This is a genomic window from Streptomyces sp. NPDC048057 (genome assembly GCF_040653095.1).
In the GTDB taxonomy this organism is placed as follows: Bacteria; Actinomycetota; Actinomycetes; order Streptomycetales; family Streptomycetaceae; genus Streptomyces.
In genome coordinates, this window is record NZ_JBEZNF010000049.1 from 1 (window position 1) to 21,353 (window position 21,353).

Annotated in this window: 23 protein-coding genes; 6 read left to right on the forward strand and 17 right to left on the reverse strand. The window is 70.4% G+C overall.

Translation table 11 applies throughout. From position 1 onward, the window contains the following. Window positions 1-161: 161 nt before the first annotated feature. The 5 genes from AB0E05_RS34745 to AB0E05_RS34765 are packed head-to-tail and all read right to left on the reverse strand — an operon-like array spanning window position 162 to window position 5,549. On the reverse strand, window positions 162-1,472 hold the full coding sequence (locus tag AB0E05_RS34745) for a DUF58 domain-containing protein (protein WP_361971266.1): 1,311 nt from the start codon (window positions 1,470-1,472) through the stop codon (window positions 162-164). Window positions 1,473-1,482: 10 nt separating this feature from the next. After that, window positions 1,483-2,466 (reverse strand): MoxR family ATPase, encoded by a 984-nt coding sequence (locus tag AB0E05_RS34750; protein ID WP_361971268.1) that lies wholly within the window; start codon window positions 2,464-2,466, stop codon window positions 1,483-1,485. Next, entirely contained in the window at window positions 2,463-3,650 is a 1,188-nt protein-coding gene (locus AB0E05_RS34755) for a DUF4350 domain-containing protein (RefSeq protein ID WP_361971270.1), read from the reverse strand. Before AB0E05_RS34755 ends, AB0E05_RS34750 begins: the two co-directional genes overlap by 4 nt. Next, on the reverse strand, window positions 3,647-4,327 hold the full coding sequence (locus AB0E05_RS34760) for a DUF4129 domain-containing protein (protein WP_361971325.1): 681 nt from the start codon (window positions 4,325-4,327) through the stop codon (window positions 3,647-3,649). Before AB0E05_RS34760 ends, AB0E05_RS34755 begins: the two co-directional genes overlap by 4 nt. A gap of 10 nt (window positions 4,328-4,337) precedes the next feature. After that, window positions 4,338-5,549 carry a glycerophosphoryl diester phosphodiesterase membrane domain-containing protein gene (locus tag AB0E05_RS34765; RefSeq protein ID WP_361971272.1) on the reverse strand — a complete coding sequence of 404 codons (1,212 nt, stop codon included), beginning with the start codon at window positions 5,547-5,549 and terminating at the stop codon, window positions 4,338-4,340. A 182-nt stretch (window positions 5,550-5,731) separates the two neighbouring features. On the opposite strand from AB0E05_RS34765, the gene mtnA reads away from it, so the two are divergent. Then, on the forward strand, window positions 5,732-6,874 hold the full coding sequence (gene mtnA, locus AB0E05_RS34770; protein WP_361971274.1) for an S-methyl-5-thioribose-1-phosphate isomerase: 1,143 nt from the start codon (window positions 5,732-5,734) through the stop codon (window positions 6,872-6,874). A gap of 107 nt (window positions 6,875-6,981) precedes the next feature. Here the strand turns inward: mtnA and AB0E05_RS34775 are convergent, their stop codons facing one another. The 12 genes from AB0E05_RS34775 to AB0E05_RS34830 form a co-directional block, all read right to left on the reverse strand. Beyond that, on the reverse strand, window positions 6,982-8,160 hold the full coding sequence (locus AB0E05_RS34775) for a tyrosine-type recombinase/integrase (RefSeq protein WP_361971275.1): 1,179 nt from the start codon (window positions 8,158-8,160) through the stop codon (window positions 6,982-6,984). After that, complete coding sequence (locus AB0E05_RS34780; protein ID WP_361971277.1) at window positions 8,160-8,348, reverse strand: helix-turn-helix domain-containing protein; 189 nt, start codon at window positions 8,346-8,348, stop codon at window positions 8,160-8,162. Before AB0E05_RS34780 ends, AB0E05_RS34775 begins: the two co-directional genes overlap by 1 nt. Further along, window positions 8,345-9,739, reverse strand: coding sequence for a replication initiator protein RepSA (repSA, locus tag AB0E05_RS34785; RefSeq protein ID WP_361971279.1), 1,395 nt, complete (start codon window positions 9,737-9,739; stop codon window positions 8,345-8,347). The genes AB0E05_RS34780 and repSA overlap by 4 nt, the downstream gene beginning before the upstream one ends. Next, window positions 9,736-9,930, reverse strand: coding sequence for a hypothetical protein (locus AB0E05_RS34790; RefSeq protein WP_361971281.1), 195 nt, complete (start codon window positions 9,928-9,930; stop codon window positions 9,736-9,738). Before AB0E05_RS34790 ends, repSA begins: the two co-directional genes overlap by 4 nt. Further along, on the reverse strand, window positions 9,923-10,105 hold the full coding sequence (locus tag AB0E05_RS34795) for a hypothetical protein (RefSeq protein ID WP_361971283.1): 183 nt from the start codon (window positions 10,103-10,105) through the stop codon (window positions 9,923-9,925). Before AB0E05_RS34795 ends, AB0E05_RS34790 begins: the two co-directional genes overlap by 8 nt. Before the next feature lie 90 nt (window positions 10,106-10,195). Continuing rightward, window positions 10,196-10,486 carry a hypothetical protein gene (locus AB0E05_RS34800; protein ID WP_361971285.1) on the reverse strand — a complete coding sequence of 97 codons (291 nt, stop codon included), beginning with the start codon at window positions 10,484-10,486 and terminating at the stop codon, window positions 10,196-10,198. Window positions 10,487-10,493: 7 nt separating this feature from the next. Beyond that, window positions 10,494-10,682 carry a mobile element transfer protein gene (locus tag AB0E05_RS34805; RefSeq protein ID WP_361971287.1) on the reverse strand — a complete coding sequence of 63 codons (189 nt, stop codon included), beginning with the start codon at window positions 10,680-10,682 and terminating at the stop codon, window positions 10,494-10,496. A gap of 3 nt (window positions 10,683-10,685) precedes the next feature. Continuing rightward, on the reverse strand, window positions 10,686-10,868 hold the full coding sequence (locus AB0E05_RS34810) for a hypothetical protein (protein WP_361971289.1): 183 nt from the start codon (window positions 10,866-10,868) through the stop codon (window positions 10,686-10,688). An 18-nt stretch (window positions 10,869-10,886) separates the two neighbouring features. Next, on the reverse strand, window positions 10,887-11,579 hold the full coding sequence (locus AB0E05_RS34815; protein WP_361971291.1) for a DUF2637 domain-containing protein: 693 nt from the start codon (window positions 11,577-11,579) through the stop codon (window positions 10,887-10,889). Window positions 11,580-11,642: 63 nt separating this feature from the next. Next, window positions 11,643-11,798 (reverse strand): hypothetical protein, encoded by a 156-nt coding sequence (locus AB0E05_RS34820; RefSeq protein WP_361971293.1) that lies wholly within the window; start codon window positions 11,796-11,798, stop codon window positions 11,643-11,645. Between the two features lie 87 nt (window positions 11,799-11,885). Continuing rightward, window positions 11,886-13,223 (reverse strand): FtsK/SpoIIIE domain-containing protein, encoded by a 1,338-nt coding sequence (locus AB0E05_RS34825; RefSeq protein WP_361971326.1) that lies wholly within the window; start codon window positions 13,221-13,223, stop codon window positions 11,886-11,888. Between the two features lie 4 nt (window positions 13,224-13,227). After that, window positions 13,228-13,557, reverse strand: coding sequence for a hypothetical protein (locus AB0E05_RS34830; RefSeq protein ID WP_361971294.1), 330 nt, complete (start codon window positions 13,555-13,557; stop codon window positions 13,228-13,230). Window positions 13,558-13,774: 217 nt separating this feature from the next. On the opposite strand from AB0E05_RS34830, the gene AB0E05_RS34835 reads away from it, so the two are divergent. From AB0E05_RS34835 to AB0E05_RS34855, 5 genes are all read left to right on the forward strand, one after another. Then, on the forward strand, window positions 13,775-14,533 hold the full coding sequence (locus AB0E05_RS34835; RefSeq protein ID WP_361971296.1) for a GntR family transcriptional regulator: 759 nt from the start codon (window positions 13,775-13,777) through the stop codon (window positions 14,531-14,533). An 846-nt stretch (window positions 14,534-15,379) separates the two neighbouring features. Beyond that, entirely contained in the window at window positions 15,380-16,069 is a 690-nt protein-coding gene (gene mtrA, locus AB0E05_RS34840; protein WP_361535051.1) for a two-component system response regulator MtrA, read from the forward strand. A 1-nt stretch (window position 16,070) separates the two neighbouring features. Then, window positions 16,071-18,257: an MtrAB system histidine kinase MtrB gene (gene mtrB / locus AB0E05_RS34845; protein WP_361971299.1), complete on the forward strand. Its 2,187-nt coding sequence runs from the start codon at window positions 16,071-16,073 to the stop codon at window positions 18,255-18,257. Between the two features lie 82 nt (window positions 18,258-18,339). Continuing rightward, entirely contained in the window at window positions 18,340-20,097 is a 1,758-nt protein-coding gene (locus AB0E05_RS34850; RefSeq protein ID WP_361971301.1) for an LpqB family beta-propeller domain-containing protein, read from the forward strand. A gap of 180 nt (window positions 20,098-20,277) precedes the next feature. Next, window positions 20,278-21,123 (forward strand): ComF family protein, encoded by an 846-nt coding sequence (locus tag AB0E05_RS34855; protein ID WP_361971303.1) that lies wholly within the window; start codon window positions 20,278-20,280, stop codon window positions 21,121-21,123. Window positions 21,124-21,353: the final 230 nt, after the last annotated feature.

The window sequence follows — 21,353 nt, forward strand, 5'->3', positions numbered from 1 at the left end:
GCAGGGGGGACCCTGTGGGAGAGTAGGACGCCGCCGAACAATATTTGAGGAGAGGGCCCCACACTTCGGTGTGGGGCCCTTTTCGCATTTCCGGACACTTTCCTTCGAGAAGGTGACCCGTGAGGCCGCTGCCCCGCCGGGTCACCTGAATCCCTTCTTCCTTAGAGCCGGCCGGCTGCTTTGAGCGCCAGGTATGCGTCCGCCAGTGCAGGTGCCAGGTTCTCCGGCGTCGCGTCCACGACGGTCACCCCGTGTCGCTGCAACTGCTCGGCCGTGCGACGGCGCTGAGCCTGGGCCTGAGCGGCAGCCGCTGCGTCGTACACCGCCTCCACACTGCCCCGGGCCTTCGACATCTTCTCCACCTGCGGGTCGGCGACGGACGCCACGAGCACCGTGTGTCGCTGGGTCAGCTGCGGGAGCACTGGTAGCAGGCCCTCCTCGATGGGCGCGGCGTCGAGATTCGTGAGAAGCACGATCAGCGAACGGCGTGGCGCACTCTTGAGAGCCGCGGCGCTGAGGCCGCGCGCGTCCGTCTCCACGAGTTCGGGCTCCAGCGGAGCCAGGGCGTCGACCACGGCCGGGAGCAGTTCGCTCGCCGATCGACCGTGGACCTGGGCGCGGACGCGCCGGTCGTAGGCGAGGAGGTCGACCCGGTCGCCGGCTCGCGACGCGAGCGCCGTGAGGAGCAGGGCGGCGTCCATCGAGGCGTCGAGACGGGGGACGTCACCGACCCGGCCCGCGGACGTGCGGCCTGTGTCGAGCACGAGAAGGATGTGGCGGTCCCGCTCGGGGCGCCAAGTGCGTACGGCGACGTTGGCCTGGCGGGCGGTGGCACGCCAGTCGATGGAGCGCGTGTCGTCGCCGGGAACGTAGTCGCGGAGGCTGTCGAACTCGGTGCCCTGGCCCCGGATGAGGACGCTGGTACGGCCGTCCAGTTCCCGTAGGCGGGCCAGCCGGGACGGCAGGTGCTTGCGGCTGGTGAACGGTGGCAGCACGCGTACGGTCCACGGCACCTTGTGGCTGCTCTGGCGGGCCGCAAGGCCGAGGGGGCCGTAGGAACGGACGGTCACTCGGTCCGCGTGGCGGTCGCCGCGGCGCGTGGGGCGCAATGAGGTCGTGATGCGTCGGCGTTCGCCGGCGGGGATGGTGAGGCGGCTTCGGGATGTGGCCTGCTCGGTGCCGGCTCCCCAACTGCTGGGCGGCCAGGCGTCCCGGACCTGGGCGCGCAGCCGCCGCTTGGACGCGTTGGTGATGCTGAGCTGAACGTCAGCCTGCCCACCAAGTCGAACTGTTGTTTCACCGCTTCGAGTGAATCGAAGCGATCGCACTGGCGCGGCGAGGGCGTAGTCGCACACGATTGCTAGTGACAGCGGTGCATTCACCGCCAGCATCCCCGTCCAACTGGGCGCGAGGATGCCGACGGGGAGGGCGCCGATGGCGGCGAGGAGCGCAGTTCTTCCGGTGAGGGCCATGGGCTCGCTCTCAGCGGGGGACGGGGACGTGACTCAGGATGGCGGCGATGACGGAGTCGGTAGTGACTCCTTCCATTTCCGCTTCGGGCCGGAGCTGGATCCGGTGTCGCAAGGTGGGCAAGGCCAGCGCCTTGACGTCATCGGGGATGACGTAGTCGCGACCGGTCAGCCAGGCCCAGGCACGTGCTGCGGAGAGCAGCGCGGTGGCGCCTCGGGGCGATGCGCCGAGGGTGAGCGAGGGGGATTCACGCGTGGCACGACAGATATCGACGACGTAGCCGGCGATCTCGGGTGACACCGCGGTCCTGGCGACAGCGGCCCGGGCCGCTTCCAGGTCGGCGGGGCCCGCGACGGGGCGGACACCTGCGGCCTGGAGGTCCCGGGGGTTGAAGCCCTCGGCGTGGCGGGTCAGGACGCTGATCTCGTCCTGGCGGGACGGCAGCGGGACGATCAGCTTGAGCAGGAATCGGTCCAGTTGCGCCTCGGGCAGGGGATAAGTGCCCTCGTACTCGACGGGATTCTGGGTCGCTGCGACGAGAAAGGGCTCCGGGAGCGGGCGCGGCGTGCCGTCGACCGTGACCTGTCGCTCTTCCATGGCCTCCAGCAGGGAGGACTGGGTCTTGGGTGGCGTGCGGTTGATCTCGTCGGCCAGCAGCAGGTTGGTGAAGACCGGCCCTTGCTGGAAGGAGAACTCCGCGGTGCGGGCGTCATAGACCAGCGAGCCGGTGATGTCACTGGGCATCAGATCGGGGGTGAACTGCACGCGCTTGGTGTCGAGTTGCAGGGACGCGGCCAGGGCCCGTACCAGGAGGGTCTTGGCGACTCCGGGCACCCCTTCCAGCAGGACGTGACCCCGGCAGAGGAGGGCCACGACGAGTCCGGTGACTGCGGGGTCCTGTCCGACGACGGCCTTGGCGATCTCCGTGCGGAGGGCCTCCAGGGAGGCGCGGGCGCCGTCCGAGGTCGTGGTCGTCTCGGGGGACGGGGCGCTCATGAGCTGCGTACCTCTCTTTCGAGGGCGTCGAGTTGGTCGGCCAGGCGGACGAGTGCGGCGTCGTCGGTCGGTGGCGGCCCGAAGAGCAGGGTCGCCGGGCCCTGGTCGCCGGGGCCGATGCGGGCCGCGACGGCGGGGAGGAGGGCGTCGGAGGAGTGGGCGTGGGCCGGTGCGACACCGAGGAGGGGCGCCAGGCGCTCGCGCGTGGCCGTACGCAGCACGTCAGCTGCCCGGTCGCGGGCCTTCGCCTGGTGGTACAGCCGGGCTCGACCCTCGGTGGTCTCGGAGGCGTGGATGACCACCGGAAGACGCTCGGTGACCAGGGGGCCCAGCCGGTGGGCGCGCCAGATCGCTGCGAGGGCGGCTGCGACGAAGAGCTGGAAGGAGGCCCAGAGCCAGCCGGAGGGGAGCAGGTCGAGGAAGGACTCGTCACCGCCGTCGGGGGCGGTGGAGCCGTCGCTCAAGGAGGGGAGGTACCAGACCAGATGGTTGCGGGAGCCGAGGAGTTGCAGGGCGAGGGAGGCGTTGCCGTTCTTGTCCAGTCGCTCGTTCTTGAGGAGGTCGGGAGCGCCGAGCAGCACGGTGTCGCCCTCGCCGGTGTCGGTCCTGACGAGAGTGGGCAGGCCGTCGACCGGATAGCAGCTGTCGGTGCCCGGTCCGTCGGCGACGGCGTACTGTTCGCCACCGAGTTCGACGTCGCCGGCGTTGCGGGCCGCGGGCAGGGAGCACTCGGCGTCCAGGGACGTGACATCGGTCGTGGCTACGGAGCGGATGCCGGGCGCGAGGGCGCTCAAGGACGTGGGGCCGGGGGCCACGAGGACGGTGCGTCCGCCGGAGTCGTTGGCCGCCTTCCGGAGGGCCTGCTGCTGGCTGTCCGTCAGCAGGTCGGGGGCGGCGACGAGGAGCGTGGTGTCGGGGCCGACGGAGGTCGTGGCCTCGCGAAGGGTGGTGGCGACGCGGACGGTGACGCCGCGGTCCTCAAGGAGTTCGGCGACGGCGCGGCTGCCGGAGCGGTCGGCGGAGCGCGGGTCGAGGCTGCCGTGCCGATCGCCGGAGCGCATCGCGGCGATCACGATCCCGGCGGTGATCAGGACTGCCAGTCCGAGCAGGAGTCCGCGGGTACGCGTCCATATCTGGTGGCCGGTGGGGGCGAGGGAGGTGGTGCTGGGGGCGGCCCTGGTCATTCGGCTGCTCCCGAGGACGTGTCGACCAGGTGCGGCTTGGCTCGTTCCAACTCGCGGTCCAGGCTGCGCAGCCGGTGGTACGCGTGCTGGTCGGCCGTTCGACCGCCGTACGTGACGTCGTCGAACTCGCGGGCTGCGGCCCGCAGGTCAGCGGAGTGGGCTGGGAGCGACCGGCCGCCTTCGGCGGCTGCTTCGTCGGCGGTACGGCCCGGACGGAGGTCGAGGAGAGCGCGTTCCTCCAGGGCACGGACGATCGCCCGCATGCGTTCCTGGACGGCTGCGCTCCAGTGGCCCGCAGCGGCGTGGGCCTCCGCGGCGGCTCGGTGTTCGGCGGCGCTGCGGGGGGAGTCGTCGAAGAGCGGCGACGCCGATGCGGGGATGCGCTGGGGCGTGCCCAGACGCCACCACAGGGCGCCGACCAGGGCGATGACCACCAGGATGATCACGACGAGCCCGACCGTGCCGCCGGGGGCGGCGGTGGAGGCGGCGCCGAAGAGGTCATCGACCCAGTCCCAGAAGTCGTTGACGGCCTGCTGGAGGGGGTTCGGATCGTTCTCGTGGTACATCGGCTTGGTGAGCTCCCGCTGCGCCGCTTCGCGTGCGGGATCCCGGGAGGTGTCCACCGGTATGTCACCATCGGCGCGCACCAGGGTGCCCACGGCCGCCGCTCCCCCCATGGCGGACACGTCATTGGCTCCCGGTGGACGTGCCGGGCGGCGACTCGGTGCCGTAGCCGGGGAGACCGGCCGCGCGGCCGAGTTCGACGTCCAGGGCTTCGCGGCGGATCCGCTGGTCGATGTAGAGCAGCACGTACACGCCGGCGGTGATCGGGTAGGTGATCGACGAGGCGATCACGGCGCCGATGCCCGTGACGATCAGGTACGTCCAGCTGTAGTCGGGCAGGTCGCCGGAGACGAAGCCGCGTACCCCGCCGTCGTCCGCCGCCAGGGCAGCGATGCTGAAGGGGATCGAAATGATCATCGAGACGATGAGGGAGAGCACCGTCGTGAGCAGCACGATGCCGAAGGTGCGCCACCAGGAGCCGCTGACCAGCTTGGCGGACCGTCGCATGGCCGCGATGACGCCCTGACGCTCCAGCATCAGCGCGGACGGAGCCAGGGTGAACCGGATCGTCAGCCAGATCGCCACCGGCAGCGCCGCGATGATTCCGAGCACGGCGAGGGCCGCGCCTCCGGCACCGCCCAGGGCGACGCCCGGCAGGGCGGCGACGGTCACGATGCCCGCCGCGATGAGCGGCAGCAGCAGGGTCACGCCCAGGAGCTGCGGCAGCCGAGGACGGGCTTCCTGCCAGGCCTCGGCGATCGTCACGGGCTTGCCGAGCACCGAGCGGCTGATGACCATCGTCAGCAGCGCCGTGGTGAAGAGGGTCGCGATCAGCGCGATGATCATCATCGGGACCGTGGACAGCATCGTCGACTGGAGGGAGTCGACGGCCTGGCGCAGGGCCTCCTCGCCGTCGGCGTCGGAGTCGATCTCCAACGGCTCGGGCACCAGGTAGCGCGTGACGAGGATGTTGCCGATCTCGGCGATCACGGAGACGGTGATCGTGATGCCGAGCACCGTGCGCCAGTGCGTCCGCAGGGTGGAGACCGCGCCGTCGAGGATCTCGCCCACGCTCAGCGGGCGCAGCGGGATGACACCGGGCTTTGCCGCGGGTGGTGCGCCCCAGTTGCCGTGGTGTTGCGGCCCGCCCCAGCCGGGGCCGGGCTGTGGTGGAGGAGGTGCGGACCACTGGCCGGCGGGCGGTTGCTTGCTGGACCAGTTCGAGGCGGGGCCGGTCTGGTCGACGGGCTCCGCGGGTCGGGGCACCTGGGCGCCCTGGCCCTGTCCTTCGGAAGGAGCAGATCCGGGCGAGGCCCAGCCCGGAGTGTCGTTCACGGTCGTCCACCTCGTGTGTCGGTATCGGCGCCGGCTCGGCGAGCCAGCGTCTGCGGGGTGCCCGTCCGCACAAAGAATCGGCAGGCTGGCAGCCATCGTGCCACGCACGGCCCAGCCGTGGGCGGGCGGCCGTGTGCCGATCACGCCTTCTCTGGACGTTCGTCACCGGGCAGACTGGTCGGATGGCTGATCAGTACGCGCGACAGCGGGCCGGAGCGGAGCCGCAGCAGCTCCCGGTCATTCGCTGGGAAGAGCCGGTGGACGGGCCTGTACTGGTGCTCCTCGACCAGACCAGACTGCCCGCGGAGGAGGTGCTGCTGGCCTGCGCCGACGTCCCCGCGCTGGTGCGGGCGATCCAGACGCTGGCTGTACGGGGTGCGCCCTTGCTGGGCATCGCGGGCGCCTACGGAGTGGCGCTCGCCGCGGCCCGCGGCGACGACGTGGAGGAGGCCGCCGCGCAGCTGGCGCAGTCGCGCCCCACCGCGGTGAACCTGGCGTACGGGGTGCGCCTCGCGGCCACCGCCCACCGGGCGGCCCGGGGCGGGGGCGCCGAGCCCGCCGCGCGCGCGGCACTCGCCGCCGCCCGGGAGCTGCACCACCAAGACGCGGAGGCGAGCGCACGGATGGCCGCCCACGGCCTGGCCCTGCTCGACGAACTGCTGCCCGACGGCGCGCACCGGATCCTGACTCACTGCAACACCGGTGCACTGGTGTCGGGCGGCGAGGGCACGGCGCTCGCGGTGGCGCTCGCCGCCCACCGCGCCGACCGGCTCCAGCGGCTGTGGGTCGACGAGACCCGCCCGCTGCTCCAGGGCGCCCGGCTGACGGCGTACGAGGCGGCGCGCGCCGGCATGCCGTACACCTTGCTGACGGACAACGCCGCCGGTTCGCTGTTCGCGGGCGGTGAGGTGGATGCTGTCCTCATCGGCGCGGACCGCATCGCCGCCAACGGTGCGGTCGCGAACAAAGTGGGTAGCTACCCGCTGGCCGTGCTGGCGAAGTACCACCGGGTGCCGTTCGTCGTCGTCGCACCGACCACGACGATCGACCTCGCCACTCCGGACGGGGCGTCCATCGAGGTCGAGCAGCGGGCCGCGCACGAGGTGACGGAGATCCATCCGCCACGGGCGAGCGGGGCCCCGGAAAGCCCGGCCAGCGGCGTTCGGCTTGCGCCGCACGGAACACAGGCGTACAACCCTGCCTTTGATGTGACTCCACCGGAACTGGTCACGGCGATCGTGACCGAGGAGGGTGCGCTGTCGCCGGTCACGGGGGACGGGGTGGCACAGCTGTGTGCCAGGTCACGACAGGTAACGATGAGCTAATGGGATGCTGGCGCACTGAATGACGGAAATGGCCCCTCCACCTGCGGCGATCGCAGGAGCGAGGGGCCGTGACATCCACGGGTGACATCAACAGTGATCGTTGACGGTCAATCCTCATCCAGCCGTCGGAGCCGAGCCGGCTGGCGTAGCAGGCGGTCGAGCTGGCCCACCGCTTCGATCACGTCGGGGTCGAGCGCTTCCGCGTAGATGTCCAAGGTAGTCGCGATCCGGCTGTGGCGAAGGACCGCCTTGATGATCCTCGGATGAACGCGGAGGTGCACCAGGAGCGTGCCGCAGGACTTCCGCAGTCCCTTCGGGTTCATCCGGTTCAGACCCGCCTTGGCCGTGACGCGCTGCATGGTCGCGTAGAGCGGTGACACCTGGAGCGGCTGGCCGGTGCGCGTCACGAAGACGTGGCCCTCGGGGTCGTCGAACCACGGCCGACCGGCGCTGAGAGCCTGCTCACGCAGCCACACTGTCCGCATGCGGGTCCATCGAAGCGGCGCGATGCACTGAGCGGGCAGAGGCAACGGGGCTTTCGACGTGTCCGACTTCAGTTCCACGTCGACCGTGCCGGCGCTGGTGCGCTGACGCTGCGTCTCGACCCAGAGAATCCGGGCGTCCAAGTCGACGTTCTCCCACCGCAGGCCGCAGAGTTCAGCCCGGCGCAGGCCAAGCAGGCACAGCAGCAGGAAGGCCGGGTAGTAGACGGTCGAACGCCGAGCCTCAGCGAGGAAGCGCAGCACGGTGACGGCATCCCAGCTCTTCCCGCTGTTGGTGGTGGCCCGCACGTGGACGAGCTTGGCGACGTTCCGCGTCAGGCCGATGTCCTCGACCATCGCGGCCGTGAGAGCCGCCGAGAGCACCCGCAGCGCGTGCCGGGCGGTCTGGGGCGTCTTCTCCTTCGCAAGGCGCGTCATGGCCCCGCGCAGCTCTTTGACGCCCAGCTTCACCATGACCTTCGATCCCAGCCGAGGACGCAGGTGGTTGCGAACCGTCTGCTCGTAGGTCCGGTAGCTACCCGCCGACAGGTCGGGCTTGACGATGCACTCCAACCAGTAGTCAAACCACTGCCCCAAGGTCATGTCACGCGTCGGCGTGGGAATGCCCTTGCTGGCCCGGTCGAGCAGTTCGCGCCGCTTCCGGTCGCACTCGTCGTAGTCCTTGCCGTACACGAACTTCCGCTTGGTGGTCCCGTCCGGCTGAGGGACGTACACGGCAGCCTGATACCGGCCGTCCTTCCGCTTGGTGACCGTGCCGCCACCGTTGGGCCGTCGCTTCGCCATCAGGCCACCTCCCCGAGTTGGCCGGCGATGAAGTCGTGAACGGCATCGCTGGGGATCCGTCGGCAACCGTCGATCTTGATGGAGATGAGGCGGCGGGTGCGGATCAGGTCGTAGACCTTGCTTCGACCGAGCTTGAGCCGGGCCATGACGTCCGGCACGGTCAGCAGGTCGGGGGCGGCGGTCGTCATGCTGCGGCTCCTTCCAGGTCGAGTAGGGCGGGGAGTTCTTGGCGGGCGGTTTCGCGCTGTTCCTGGAGGTCCTTGTGGATGGTGGCGGCGAGCCAGGATTCGCCGGGGGTGTGGCCGTGTCCTGCGTAGGCCCAGTGGGCGATGACGAGGGTGGTTGCTTCGGGGTGGTCGTCGGGGTCGGGTAGGCCGAGGGATGCGCGTTGTTGGGCGGCGCGGTAGTCGGCGCGGACCTGGCGCAGGGCGCCGAGGGTGGTGGAGTAGCTGCGGGACTTGGTGGAGAAGTGGCCGCGGAAGCCGAGCATGTGAGCCCAGTCGCGGAGCTTGCGGCCCGGGTAGGCCGGGTGCAGGTCTAGGCATGCTTCGATGAGGCGGGCCGGGTGGTCGGGGACGTCGAGGAGCAGGAGGGCTTCCTTGTTGCCGATGCGGCGGTCAACGGTGCCCGTGGTCTCTGCGGCCTTGGTGGCGTACTTGGCGACGTAGGAGGCGACGGCTTGTTCAGTGATTTCCTCGCCGTGGCCGAAGGCGCCGATGGGTTGGACGTCGAGCTGCTTGCCCCAGGTGAGGGTGCGGGCCGGCTGGTCCCCGGGTGCGGGTACGTCGACTGCGACGCGGGCGGCGGCGGCGTGGATCGCGTCGGTGAGCAGGTCGACGCTGGCCCAGTGCGGGGGCGGGGTGTCGGGTCCGTCGGGCCCGTCGAAGCGAATGACCGCGTGGAAGTGCACGGCCCCGCGCTTTTGATACTCAGCGACCTTGCCGAAGGAGACGCGGCACTGTGCGTGGGCGTCCTTCTGGGTGAGTCCGGCCAGGCGGGCGATCTGGCGGCGCAGGTAGATCGTGAACAGTCGCCACAGGTCAGGGGCGTAGTTGTTCCACAGCACCGCACCTTCGTAGTCGTAGGACTCGGGGTTGAGCGGGGTGCCGAGTTCGGGGGCGTCTTCGGTGTGGTGGGTGCCGCAGCGGCAGGAGCGGTTGCTGAGGCGGTTGTGGACGGGGCCGAAGGAGGGGGCGGTGAGGGTGGCGAAGACGCGGGGGTGATCGCGCACCGTTTCGGGGGTGCCTTTGGCCGTGTCGCCGGTGAGGCCGGCGCGGATGAGGTGGTAGGTGTCGCCGGCGTAGGTCCAGGCGCAGGCGGGGCAGCGGGAGGCACGGCGGTTGCCGCAGGCGATGCGGAGGGTGCCGCCAGGCTCATGGTCGGTCGAGTACGCGTGCAACACGGTTCTCGTGGCGCGGTCGATCATCTTGGTGGCGCCGGTGAGGCGGATCGGGTCGGAGCAGCCCCCGGTCCGTCGGATTTGGTCTTGCCAGCGGTCGTAGCCGGGGGACCCGGTCACCCTCAGCGCGTCGGCGAGGATGACCGGGTCCAGGCCCGCCAAGGAGGCGGTAGCGGTCACTGAGTCGCACCCCCATGGGTGGGTCCGTGGTTCGCAGTCCAGCCGTCGACAAGGGCCTTCACCTGGCTGTCACCGGTCGCCTTGGCGGAGGCGCCGCAGTGGCACACGGCGGACCCTCGGGCGGGTGTGGTGCGGGTCGGGGCGGCGATATGGAGGCCGGGGCGCTCGGGGGTGGGGGTGAGGTCAGACACGGGCCACCGCCTGGCGGGGTGCCGGGGTGGCGCCGGTGCCGTTGCAGGTGGGGCAGGTGGCCTGGAGGGTGGCGCGGGTGCCGTCGTGGCGGCGGTTGCCCGTGGTGATGGTGACGACGGGGAAGCCGTCGCAGTTCGAGCAGACACGCACCGGGGCAGGGGTGTGCTGGGACATGATGAGAGTTCCCTTTCGGGTCCGATGGATCAGGAAGTGGACGAGCGCCCGGGGCGGCGGAAACTTGGCGGTAGAAGCCGCCCCGGGGGCCTACTTGCTGGGCTTGGAGCGCTTGAGCGTGAGGCCGATCCCACCGGTCGCGGAGAGCACGGCGACAGCGGCGACCGAGGCCACGTGGAGGGTGACCGCGATCATCAGGACGATGAGCGCGGCACCGCTCGCGAGGGTGATGGTCAGCAGGATGGGGCCGGTGTAGGAGCGGGGCGCGGTCCGGACGATCACGACGTGGCGGGGGTCGGTACCGGGCGGGAGTTGGCGCAGCAGGTCGGCGGGGATGTGTCCGGCCGCGTACTGGTCCTCAGGTCCACGCAAGGGAAGCACCTCCTTCTCAGACCGTGCAGCGGTGGGTACGGGCGGCGAGTTCGGCGGCGGACCGGTCACGGTGTTCGGTCGAGAAGCCGCAGCCGGGGGCGGTGCAGGCGGCGGTGTGCTTGGTCTGGCCGCGTCCGTTGTGGAACGTGCCGACCTGCACCGGGCCGATCTGGATCAGGTCGTAGAAGCGGTTCGGGCGGGCCATGGGTCAGCTCTCCCGACGCTCGCCACCGGGGAAGTCCCAGGCGATGCGGGCGTTTTCGGCGGGGGTGTTGGCGCGGCACTCGGCTTCCTCGGCCAGCAGGGACGCGAGCCCCGGGTTACCGGTGCTCCGCTCCTCCTGGGCGGCGGTCAGGTAGTCCTCGCGGGTGAGGCGAGAGCGTAAGGACATGACTGTTTCCCTTCTTGATCAGGCGAGTTGTGCGTGGATGGCTGAGGCCATGGGGGCGGGAATGCCGCCGAGGCGGGCGCGCAGGGTGTCGGCGTCGAGGTGGCTTCCGGTCGCGTCGTGGTGGGCTGCGTCGAGCTTTCGAGCGTGCTCGACCAACGCCACCGGCACGACCGGTGCAGCGACGGGGGCGGGTTCCGGGGCTGGTAGTGCGGCAGGCTCAGCAGCCGGCGCAGGCAGAACCGGTGACTCCTCGACCACCGCAGGAGCAGGAGCAGGAGCAGGAGCAGGAGCAGGCTCGTGCTCGACGGGCGGTTCGCTGGCCGAAGCCGGGGCAGGCTCGGGGGTGTTGGTGGGCGGGGTGTGGACGAGGAGGGTTCCGCCGAGGAACGCGATTGCGGGCCAGCCGGCGACCAGGACCCGCAGCCACGCGGGCGGCGAGGCGAGGTCGAGAAGACCAGCCGTCGCGATGTTGGCCCCGAGGGACGCGGCCAGGGCGATGAGGAACCAGGACCAACCCGACGCCTTACCGCCGTGTCCGGACCGGAGCCGGCGCCACGCGGCGACCAGCAGCAGGTCCACGCTGATCGGGTAGAGCCAGGCTTTCCACCCGGACTGCCCTGCCGCTTCGGCAAGGTCGTGCAGGTGGGCGAAGGACAGCGCACCAGCGATCACCGCCTGAACCAACACGGCATCGACGCGGATGCGGGACATGTCTCCTCCCTTCCAAGGGGGGATCAGGCCCGACCAGCACGGCCGGGCAGGGGTGACGTGTGGTCAGGTGGTGCCGGAGCCGAGGCAGCCGAGGCACATTCCGTCCTGCTGGCCGACCACGCGGCGCCGGCGCCCCACGCGAACGGCGACCGCGACGGTCCCGGTTCCCTTGCAGGCGGGGCACTTCGGGGGCTTGGGCGTGGTGGTCTTGCGGGGCATGGTGGTTCTCCCTTCAGGCTTTGGGCATGGGCGGGGTAGGGACCTGGCGCGAAGGAGGTCACGCCAACCGGTTTGAAGAGCGCTGGTTCAGTCGGTGATCGGGCGGGGCTTGACCACCGGGTCCACAGCCACGGGCGTGGTGGTCAGCGCGGGCCGGAACGCGGCCAGCGACGGGATACGCGGGGTGAGATCTGCGAACCGGGCGCAGGCGGCGGCGGTTTCTTCTGCCGTGATCTCGGGGGTGCGGATGCGGGACCAGCCCCCGGACGTGTCACCGGCCACCGCAGTTCCGGGGCGGTCCGACGGGATCGTGGTCACGGCTGCTACCGCGTCCGGCGCGATGTCGCCGAGGCCCATGTCAGCGGTCTGCTTGTCGTTGACCCGGTGGACCACACGCCCGGTGAGCTGGGCACGGAGCGTCGTCGCACCCTTTCCGAGGTCGGAGCCGAAGCGTTGGCCGCAGATCTCCAGAAAGATCCCGATCGCACGCGACATCTGAGACAGCCGGATCAACTGCGTGACCATCCGATCCCGACGCTCTTCATCCTTCTTCGTGGCGATGAGGAACAGTTCCGCGATCTCGTCCACCAGGACCACGATCGGAACGGGCCGAACCTTGCCCGGCAGTTCCCACACGTCCCCCGCCTGATGTTCCTTCAGCAGGTCGAAGCGGGATTCCATCTCACCGACCAGGGCGTCCAGGAGCCCAGACGCCTCATCAGGCGTGGTCGCGAACGCCGAAAGACGGGACGCGTAACGGGACTGCTCCACACCGCGCTTGCAGTCGATCCCCACCAACGCGACCCGCAGCGACGCCAAGCCCTTGATCAGGTTCCGCTGATACATCGACTTGCCCGACTGGTTCGCCCCCAGGGTCAGGGCGTGCGGCACGGCCCGGTAGTCACGGACGAAGGCCGTGCCGTCCTCCCGCATCGCGACCGGAACCACCAGATCACGAGGACGGGCCGACCGAGGCAGGCGCACCCGGCGCAGGACGTCGTACCCGGTCATCCGCAGTTCCACGAACCCAGGCTTCGACTCCACCACGGTCACCGACCGGACACCCCACGCGTGCCGCAGCCGTTCCGACGCGGTGATGATGTCGGCGGGCGCCAAGCCGGCCGGCAGCCGCAGCGTGACCCGCAGACCGGTCGACGTCCCCCGAACCTTGCGAATCTTCGGCGCCACCGGGCGCACCTCGCGACGCGCAACCGTGCGGGTCATGAAGGCCCGCAACCGCGTCGGCTGCACCGTCAGCCCGCACACCTCCATGGTCGAGGCGTACGAGTAGGTGAACCGGTACCAGGTCACCGGAAACCCGACCAACGACCAGTACACCCGGGGAGCGTGGTGCTTCGCGTAGTAGAGGCCACCCGTGCCCGCTAACGCGCAGGACCCCTCCACCCACAGCGGCAGACTCGTCACCATCTCAGCCCACCAGAGCAATCGCGACCGCGCGGAACGAGATCCCGTGCCGGGCCTGGCCGTTAAACGTGTTCTCCCAGTCCCTGGCCCGCAGCCCGACCACCGTCACCGGCATCCCCGGCGCCAGACCCTTCGGGAGACCCGTCTCCGGCACGGTCACCTGGTACAGGTTCCCCTCCCCCTCATCCGAGACGAGGAGACCCACCGTCGACAGGCCCGCCCCGGTCTCCCGGTCCACGGCCCGCTCAGCGGTCTGCTTGCTGATCAGCTTCGGCACAGGCGCCGTAGCCACGAACACCACAGCGGTCGACGTGTCCACCTTGAACGACGGCATAGCAACCTCTCCCTGTTCAGGAAGTCACCGCCAATCGGCAACCTCTCTAGACATCCTCAGTGAAGCGAACCTGTCTAGAGATGTCAACTAGCTCTCTAGAGATGCTTCGCTCTGGGTGCTGAGGATGTGAGGCGGATCGTTCTTTCAGGGGCGAACGGTTTCCGTTCATGGACGAACGAAGGCTCTAGGCTGTCTAGAGAGGCGAAGGAGAGAGTTCATGGCCACCCAAGGCGCCCAGCGGCGGGCGAAGTACCAACGCATCGCAGATGAGCTGCGGGATGCCATTCAGGCTGGTCAGTACGGGCCAGGGGCGCGCCTTCCCGGCGAAAACGACCTCATGGCCACGTACGAAGTGGCCCGGATGACCGCGCGGCAGGCTCTCGGGGTGCTCCAGAACGAGGGGCTGGCCGAGTCGCGCAAGGGCGCTGGAGTGTTCGTCCGGTCGTTTCGGCCGATCCGGCGCCGGGGCATCCAGCGTCTGTCTGCTGAGCAGTGGGGTTCCGGTCGTTCCATCTGGGCCGAGGAGATCGAGGACCGTCCACTGTCGGTGGATCAGGTTTCCGTGGTTGAGGAGCCCGCACCCGACAGGATCGCTCAGGCCCTCGGCATCGCGTCGGGGGAGGCTGTCTGCGTGCGCCGGCGCCGCTATGTCCTGGACGGTAAGCCGGTGATGCTGGCGACCAGCTTCCTTCCTTCTGATGTCGTGGCCGGAAGCGCAATCACCCAGGTGGATACGGGGCCGGGAGGCATCTACGCGCGCCTGAAGGAACTGGGCTTTGGGCCCGTCCACTACCGTGAGGAACTCCGCTGCCGGATGCCGTCCGGTGAGGAAGTGGAGCGATTGAGCCTGGCCACGGGGACACCTGTGGTGGCGGTCTGCCGCACGGCGTTCGCCGACGGGAAGCGCGCTGTGGAGGTCAACGAGATGACCTTGGACTCAGCCTCGTACGTCCTGGAGTACGACTGGGACGCATGACGGCCTGGCGTTGTTACGGGTTTCTCTACCTCATCAAGGCTCGCTGCGCTCGCTGTCCAGCCGGTCGTCCGGACAGCGAGCAGCCTTCACCGATCGATGCGACCGTCACCCACGACCCCTGCGCCCCAGGCGCCCCCAGCACTGTCTGCTGATGTGCTCGATTGGCCCCCTGGGAGCTCTCCCACGATCTGTAGGCGGGGGAGCTACCGAACGGGCCAGGGCGACAGCCAGCAGCACACTTTGACGCGCGAGCGTCGACGTTTCCGGCCTCCTGAACTGCGAAGCAGTCTGACCAAGGTCAGAGGTGCCGCGCACAGCGCGGCGGCGCCGGGATCGGCCCCCGCCGCTTCCGCCCCTCCTTGCCTTCGGCACCGGGGCTGCGCGTCGGTGACCATCCCGCGCCCCGAGAGGGGCGAAAATCCAGGCCGGATCTGGGAACGGGCGGTTCCACGGCTTTACCCACCTCCCCGATCAGGGTCCCTCGCCGTACAAGATCAGGGGGCCAATCGGGCACATCAGCGGGCAGGCCAGGGGCTGCCCGATTTCGCTGGCCAGCGTAAGGCCCCCTGATCATGCACGGCCCCAGACCGGGCAGGACACCGGCCAAAGCCGCTCCACCACCCTGACGCCGCAGCCCACAACCGGCCGGCCCAGGCCAAGGACCGACGAACGGCGAGATGGTGTGAGTAGGAGGAGAGGCGGAGAGGAGGGGATGGAGGGGGAGCTGACATCCGTTACTGACATCAACAGCGACGGACACGGGCGGACACGGACAGCCCAGTACGGCTATCGTCGCTGGTCCGTGAGCTATCTCACCGGGTCCATTGTTGGTCGTGAGCTAATGGGATGATGTCGGTTATGAAGGGACGAGTCCTTGTCGTCGACGACGACACCGCACTGGCCGAGATGCTCGGCATTGTGCTGCGTGGAGAAGGTTTCGAGCCGTCGTTCGTGGCGGACGGCGACAAGGCGCTCGCCGCTTTCCGGGAGGCCAAACCGGACCTGGTGCTGCTCGACCTGATGCTGCCCGGGCGGGACGGCATCGAGGTGTGTCGGTTGATCCGGGCCGAGTCCGGGGTGCCGATCGTGATGCTCACGGCGAAGAGCGACACGGTGGACGTCGTGGTGGGCCTGGAGTCCGGGGCCGACGACTACATCATCAAGCCGTTCAAGCCCAAGGAGCTCGTGGCGCGCATCAGGGCGCGGCTGCGGCGGTCCGAGGAGCCCGCGCCGGAGCAGCTGACCATCGGTGACCTGATCATCGACGTCGCCGGGCATTCGGTGAAGCGGGGCGGGCAGTCGATCGCGCTCACTCCGTTGGAGTTCGACCTGCTGGTGGCGCTGGCGCGCAAGCCGTGGCAGGTGTTCACCCGTGAGGTGCTGCTGGAGCAGGTGTGGGGGTACCGGCACGCCGCGGACACCCGGCTGGTGAACGTGCACGTCCAGCGGCTGCGTTCCAAGGTCGAGAAGGACCCGGAGCGCCCGGAGATCGTGGTGACCGTCCGTGGTGTCGGTTACAAGGCGGGACCGAGCTGACGTGCCCGGCGGCAGTGCTGCTCCGCAGCCCGGTGAGTCGGGGGCCGTGAAGGGGCGGGCTGCTGCCGGACAGCAGCGGGGGACGGCCGGGCCGCTGTGGCTCGGTCGGTTGCTGCGCGGTCGGCGCGCGGGGCAGGACGGCGAGCCCAGCAGGCTGATGCTGCGCATCCTCCTGCGCTGGGTGCGGCGTCCGCTGCTGCCCGCGATTCGGCTGTGGCGGCGCAACATCCAGCTGCGGATCGTCGTGATGACGCTGCTGATGTCCGTGGGCGTCGTGGTGCTGCTGGGGTTCGTCGTCATCGGGCAGGTGCGCAACGGCCTGCTCGACGCCAAGCGGGAGTCGGCGCGCAGCCAGGCCGCCGGCGGGTTCGCCGTGGCCCGGGAGGCCGCTGACACGCCGACGGCGCCCGGCGGGCCGGGTGGCGCGGGTCAGGACAGTTCGGCCGCCACCGGTTCATGGCGCACCGACCTGGTGCAGCGGCTCGCGAGCGGCGGCCAGGGCGCCTTCCACGTGGTGGCGCTCAGCGTGGACTCGGAGTCCATGGGCGCCCGCGCGGCCCGTACGTCCGGCGACATGGACCCCGCGTCCATCCCGGACCGGCTGCGCCAGGACGTCCGCAAGGGCAGCAAGAGCTACGAGACGTACATCAGGATCGAGTACAACAACGGAGAGTCACCGGCCGAGCCGGGGCTGGCCGTGGGCACGCAGCTCAACGACGCGGAGGACCAGCCGTACGAGCTGTACTACGTCTTCCCGCTGGCGCAGGAGGAGCAGTCGCTCAACCTCGTCAGGGGGACGCTGGCGACCGCTGGGCTGTTCCTCGTCGTGCTGCTCGGGGCGATCGCCTGGCTCGTCGTACGGCAGATCGTCACGCCCGTGCGGATGGCCGCCGGGATCGCCGAGCGGCTGTCCGCGGGCCGGCTCCAGGAGCGCATGAAGGTCACCGGCGAGGACGACATCGCCCGCCTCGGTGAAGCGTTCAACAAGATGGCGCAGAACCTCCAGCTGAAGATCCAGCAGTTGGAGGAGCTGTCACGGATGCAGCGGCGCTTCGTCTCCGACGTCTCCCACGAGCTGCGCACTCCGCTGACGACCGTGCGCATGGCGGCCGACGTCATCCACGAGGCGCGCAGTGACTTCGATCCGGTGACGGCGCGCTCGGCGGAGTTGCTGGGCGACCAGCTCGACCGTTTCGAGTCGCTGCTGTCCGACCTGCTGGAGATCAGCCGTTTCGACGCCGGGGCGGCGGCGCTGGACGCCGAGCCGATAGACCTGCGCGAGGTGGTGCGGCGGGTGATCGGCGGTGCCGAGCCGCTGGCCGAGCGCAAGGGCACCCGGATACGCGTGCTCGGCGACGACCAGCCCGTCGTCGCCGAGGCGGACCCCCGGCGCGTCGAGCGGGTCCTGCGGAACCTGGTCGTCAACGCCGTGGAGCACGGCGAGGGCCGGGACGTCGTGGTCCGGCTGGCGGCTGCGGGCGGGGCGGTGGCCGTGGCCGTACGGGACTACGGCGTGGGGCTGAAGCCGGGCGAGGCGACCCGGGTGTTCAACCGCTTCTGGCGGGCCGACCCGGCGCGGGCGCGCACCACGGGCGGCACCGGGCTCGGGCTGTCGATCGCCGTGGAGGACGCCCGGCTGCACGGCGGCTGGCTCCAGGCGTGGGGGGAGCCGGGCGGCGGCTCGCAGTTCCGGCTCACCCTGCCGCGTACGGCGGACGAACCGTTGCGGGGCTCCCCGATACCCCTGGAGCCGGAGGACTCGCGGCAGAGCCGGGAACGCGCCGCGTCGGAGGGGGACGGCAGCGGCAAGACCAAGATCCAGGAGCGGCCCCGGGCGCAGACCCGTGCGCACGGCGTCGCCCAGGGGCACCGGCTGACGTCCGTACCGGTGCAGCACGCGTCGGGCGCCCGTTCGGCGCTCCCGGTGCCGCCGCCGGCCGCTCCGCCCGGGGTCGACCCGACGGCGCTGCCGGGGAACGGCGCGCGGGTGGTGGCCCGCCCGACCGGGGACGTTCCAGCAGCGCAGGTGTCGCCGGACCGGCCCGCGGACCGTACGTCCGGATCCGCTGCCGGCCCGTCGCGGGACTCGAATGCGGACGTGCACTCGGACGGGCAGGACGTGCATTCGGACTCGTCTTTGGACTCGTCTTTGGACTCGGACCGGGAGGACACGACGCGTGGGCGCTGAATCTCGTGGGGGCCGCCGGATGCGGCTGCGCCTGGGCGCGGCTCTCGGCGGGAGCGGGGTCTTGCTGGCCGGGTGCGCGTCGATGCCCGACAGCGGGGACATCCACGCCGTCAAGGCGTCACCGCGGGCGGACGCACAGGTGCGGGTGTATCCCGTGCCGCCCCGCAACGGCGCCGAGCCGAGGGAGATCATCAATGGCTTCCTTGAGGCGATGACCAGCGATGACGCCCACTTCGGCACCGCTCGTACGTATCTCTCGCAGAAGGCCGCGAGCAAGTGGCGGCCAGAGGACGGGACGACGGTGCTGACGGCGGCGCCGACCACGCGGGACGCACCGCGGCGGGACAGTCAGGAGAGCCAGGGGTATACGTTTCCGCTCGTCGGCATGCGCATGGCGACGGTCAACTCACAGCTGGAGTACGAGGCCGAAACCCCCACCGAGCACAGCTGGAACATCCACGTCTCGAAGCAGAACGGCGACGGGGAGTGGCGGATCGATTCGCTGCCGGACGGCCTGGTGCTGGGCCTCTCCGACTTCCAGCGCAACTACCGATCCGTGAACAAGTACTACTTCGCCAGCGGCCGGGCGAAGGTCGTCGCCGACCCCGTCTTCATCCGGCAGCGGGTGGATCCGGTCACGGGCATGGACCCGGTGACGCAGGCGGTCAAGGCGCTCCTGGACGGGCCGACGAACTGGTTGAAGCCGGTGGTGGAGTCGCCCTTCCCGAGCGGTACGGCCCTGAAGAAGGGCGTCACCTCGCTGACGATCGACGACCGTGACGTGCTGAAGGTGCCGCTCAACGAGAAGGCGGCGAACACGGGTCGCTCGCAGTGCACCAAGATGGCCGTACAGATCATGTTCACGCTGAAGGACCTGTCGTCGGCCAACGTGGAACAGGTGGAGTTGCAGCGGGCGGACGGCTCGCAGCTGTGCACGTTCCTCAAGGGGCAGGAGAAGCATTACGCGCCCGACAGCGGGGCGGCGGGGCGCGAGGTGCGCCAGTACTTCGTCAACGACAAGCGTCAGTTGGCGGTGTTGAACGGCAGCGGGAGTGACGGCAGCGTGCCGGAGCCGGTCCAGGGGCCGTTCGGCCAGGGGCACGTGCCGGTGGGGCTGGCGGCGGTCTCCCGGGAGAACGAGCGCACCGCAGCCGTGGTGTCGCAGGACGGGACGAAGTTGTACGTGGCGCCGATCACGGCCCCGAGCGATCCCAAGCCTCCCGTCGTGACCAGCAGCGGCAAGACCGCGAACGACCGGCTGACGGCCCCGAGCTGGGACGGGCTCGGCGATCTGTGGGTGGCCGACCGCAACCCGGAAGGGGCGAAGCTGCTGCGGCTGCCGTCCGGCAGCGGAGCGCCCCAGGAGGTCCCGATCGTGCCGGGGCTGGACGGGGCGCGGATCAGTTCGCTGAAGGTCTCGGCGGACGGGGCGCGGATCGCGCTGCTGTTGGAGAAGGACGGCAAGACGACGTTGCAGATCGGGCGCGTGGAGCGGTCGGGGACGGGGGACGGCGCGGCGGTCTCGGTGGCCCAGCTACGGGCCGCGGCACCGCAGATGGAGACCGTCACGGCCGTCTCCTGGGCCGGGGCCAGCCGTCTCGTCCTGGTCGGCAGGGAGGCCGGCGGCGTGCCGCAGGTGCGGTACATCCAGACGGACGGCTCGACGCCCGCGGGGAGCGTGCTGCCCGGACTGAACTCGGTGAAGTCGGTGACCGCGTCCGACATCGAAGGCCGCCCCCTGGTGGCGTACTCGCAGGACGACGGCATCGTGCGGCTGCCGCCCGGCGGGAACTGGCAGACGGTGGACACGACGGGCTCGTTCCCGATCTACCCCGGCTGACCGCCCCCGATCGATCGCCCCCGATTGACCACTTTCGATCGAGCGCCTTCGACGGACGGCCTTTGACGGCCTTCGACTGGTCGCCTTCGGTAGATCGAGGAAACCGCAGTTCAGATGAGGTGCTGCGGGAGTTATCCACAGGGGTGGCGGGTTCTTGCGGCGCCGGGCACAGTGGAGTGCATGCGGGGGTGGTGGCAGGAGATCTCCGGCCTGGTGCTGCCGGCCGCATGCGGTGGCTGCGGTGTCCCGCGCACGCCACTGTGCGAAGAGTGCGCGCATGAGATGTACGGCTCCGCTGCGCGCCTGGCGACACCGGATCCCGAGCCCGTCGGGCTGCCGGTGGTGCACGCGGCAGCCGCGTACGTCGACGCGGTGCGCGCGGTGCTCCTGGCCCACAAGGAGCGGGGCGTGCTGGGGCTGGCCCGGCCCTTGGGCGTCGCGCTCGCGGGGGCCGTGCGGGCGGCGGTGGTGGATGGCGGGGTGTGCCAAGACGGGACGGGCCATGACGAGGCGCGCCGTGGCGGGGTGCGGGACGGCCCTGCGTTCGACGACCGGATGCTCCGTGAGGCGGGGCTCAGGCGCGCGGTGCTCGACGTCGGTGACGAGCGGCAGGGGGCGTCGCTGCTGCTCGTGCCGGTGCCGTCGGCGCGGCGTGCGGTGCGGGCCCGCGGGCACGACGCGATGCGGCGGATCGCCCGGGCGGCGGCGGGTGAGTTGCGGCGTACGGGCTGGCAGGCGCGCGCCCTGCCGGTGCTGCGACAGCTCCGTCCCGTGGCCGACCAGGCGGGCCTCACCGCCCGGGAGAGGGCGGAGAACCTCTCCGGGGCACTGCGGGCCGTGAGTGGGACAGGACGGCTCCTGGCGGGCGGCAGGGTGGTGCTGGTGGACGACCTGATGACGACGGGCGCGTCCTTGGCGGAGGCGGCCAGGGCGCTGGGGGAAGCGTGTGAGGAGGCGGGTGCCTGGCCGGCCCCGCTCAGCGCCGCGGTGGTGGCGGCCCCCGCCAGCGCGCTGCCCGTGCGATAACGGACGGGCAACGAAGGAAAGCGCGGGAAGTGTTGTACGAAGCACCCAACGCAAGGCGCGGAAGCTGTTGAATCAGAAGTGATTGGAGTGAACTGAAGAGATTCTGGGAAAGCGGAACTTAAAGATCACGCACAAACGTTGGTCTGGGTGACAGGTGAAACGGTCCGTGTCCGCCCAAACGGACGTACGCGCTGGTAGCGGGTGCCGACACCCGCTGGATGGGGCTATGT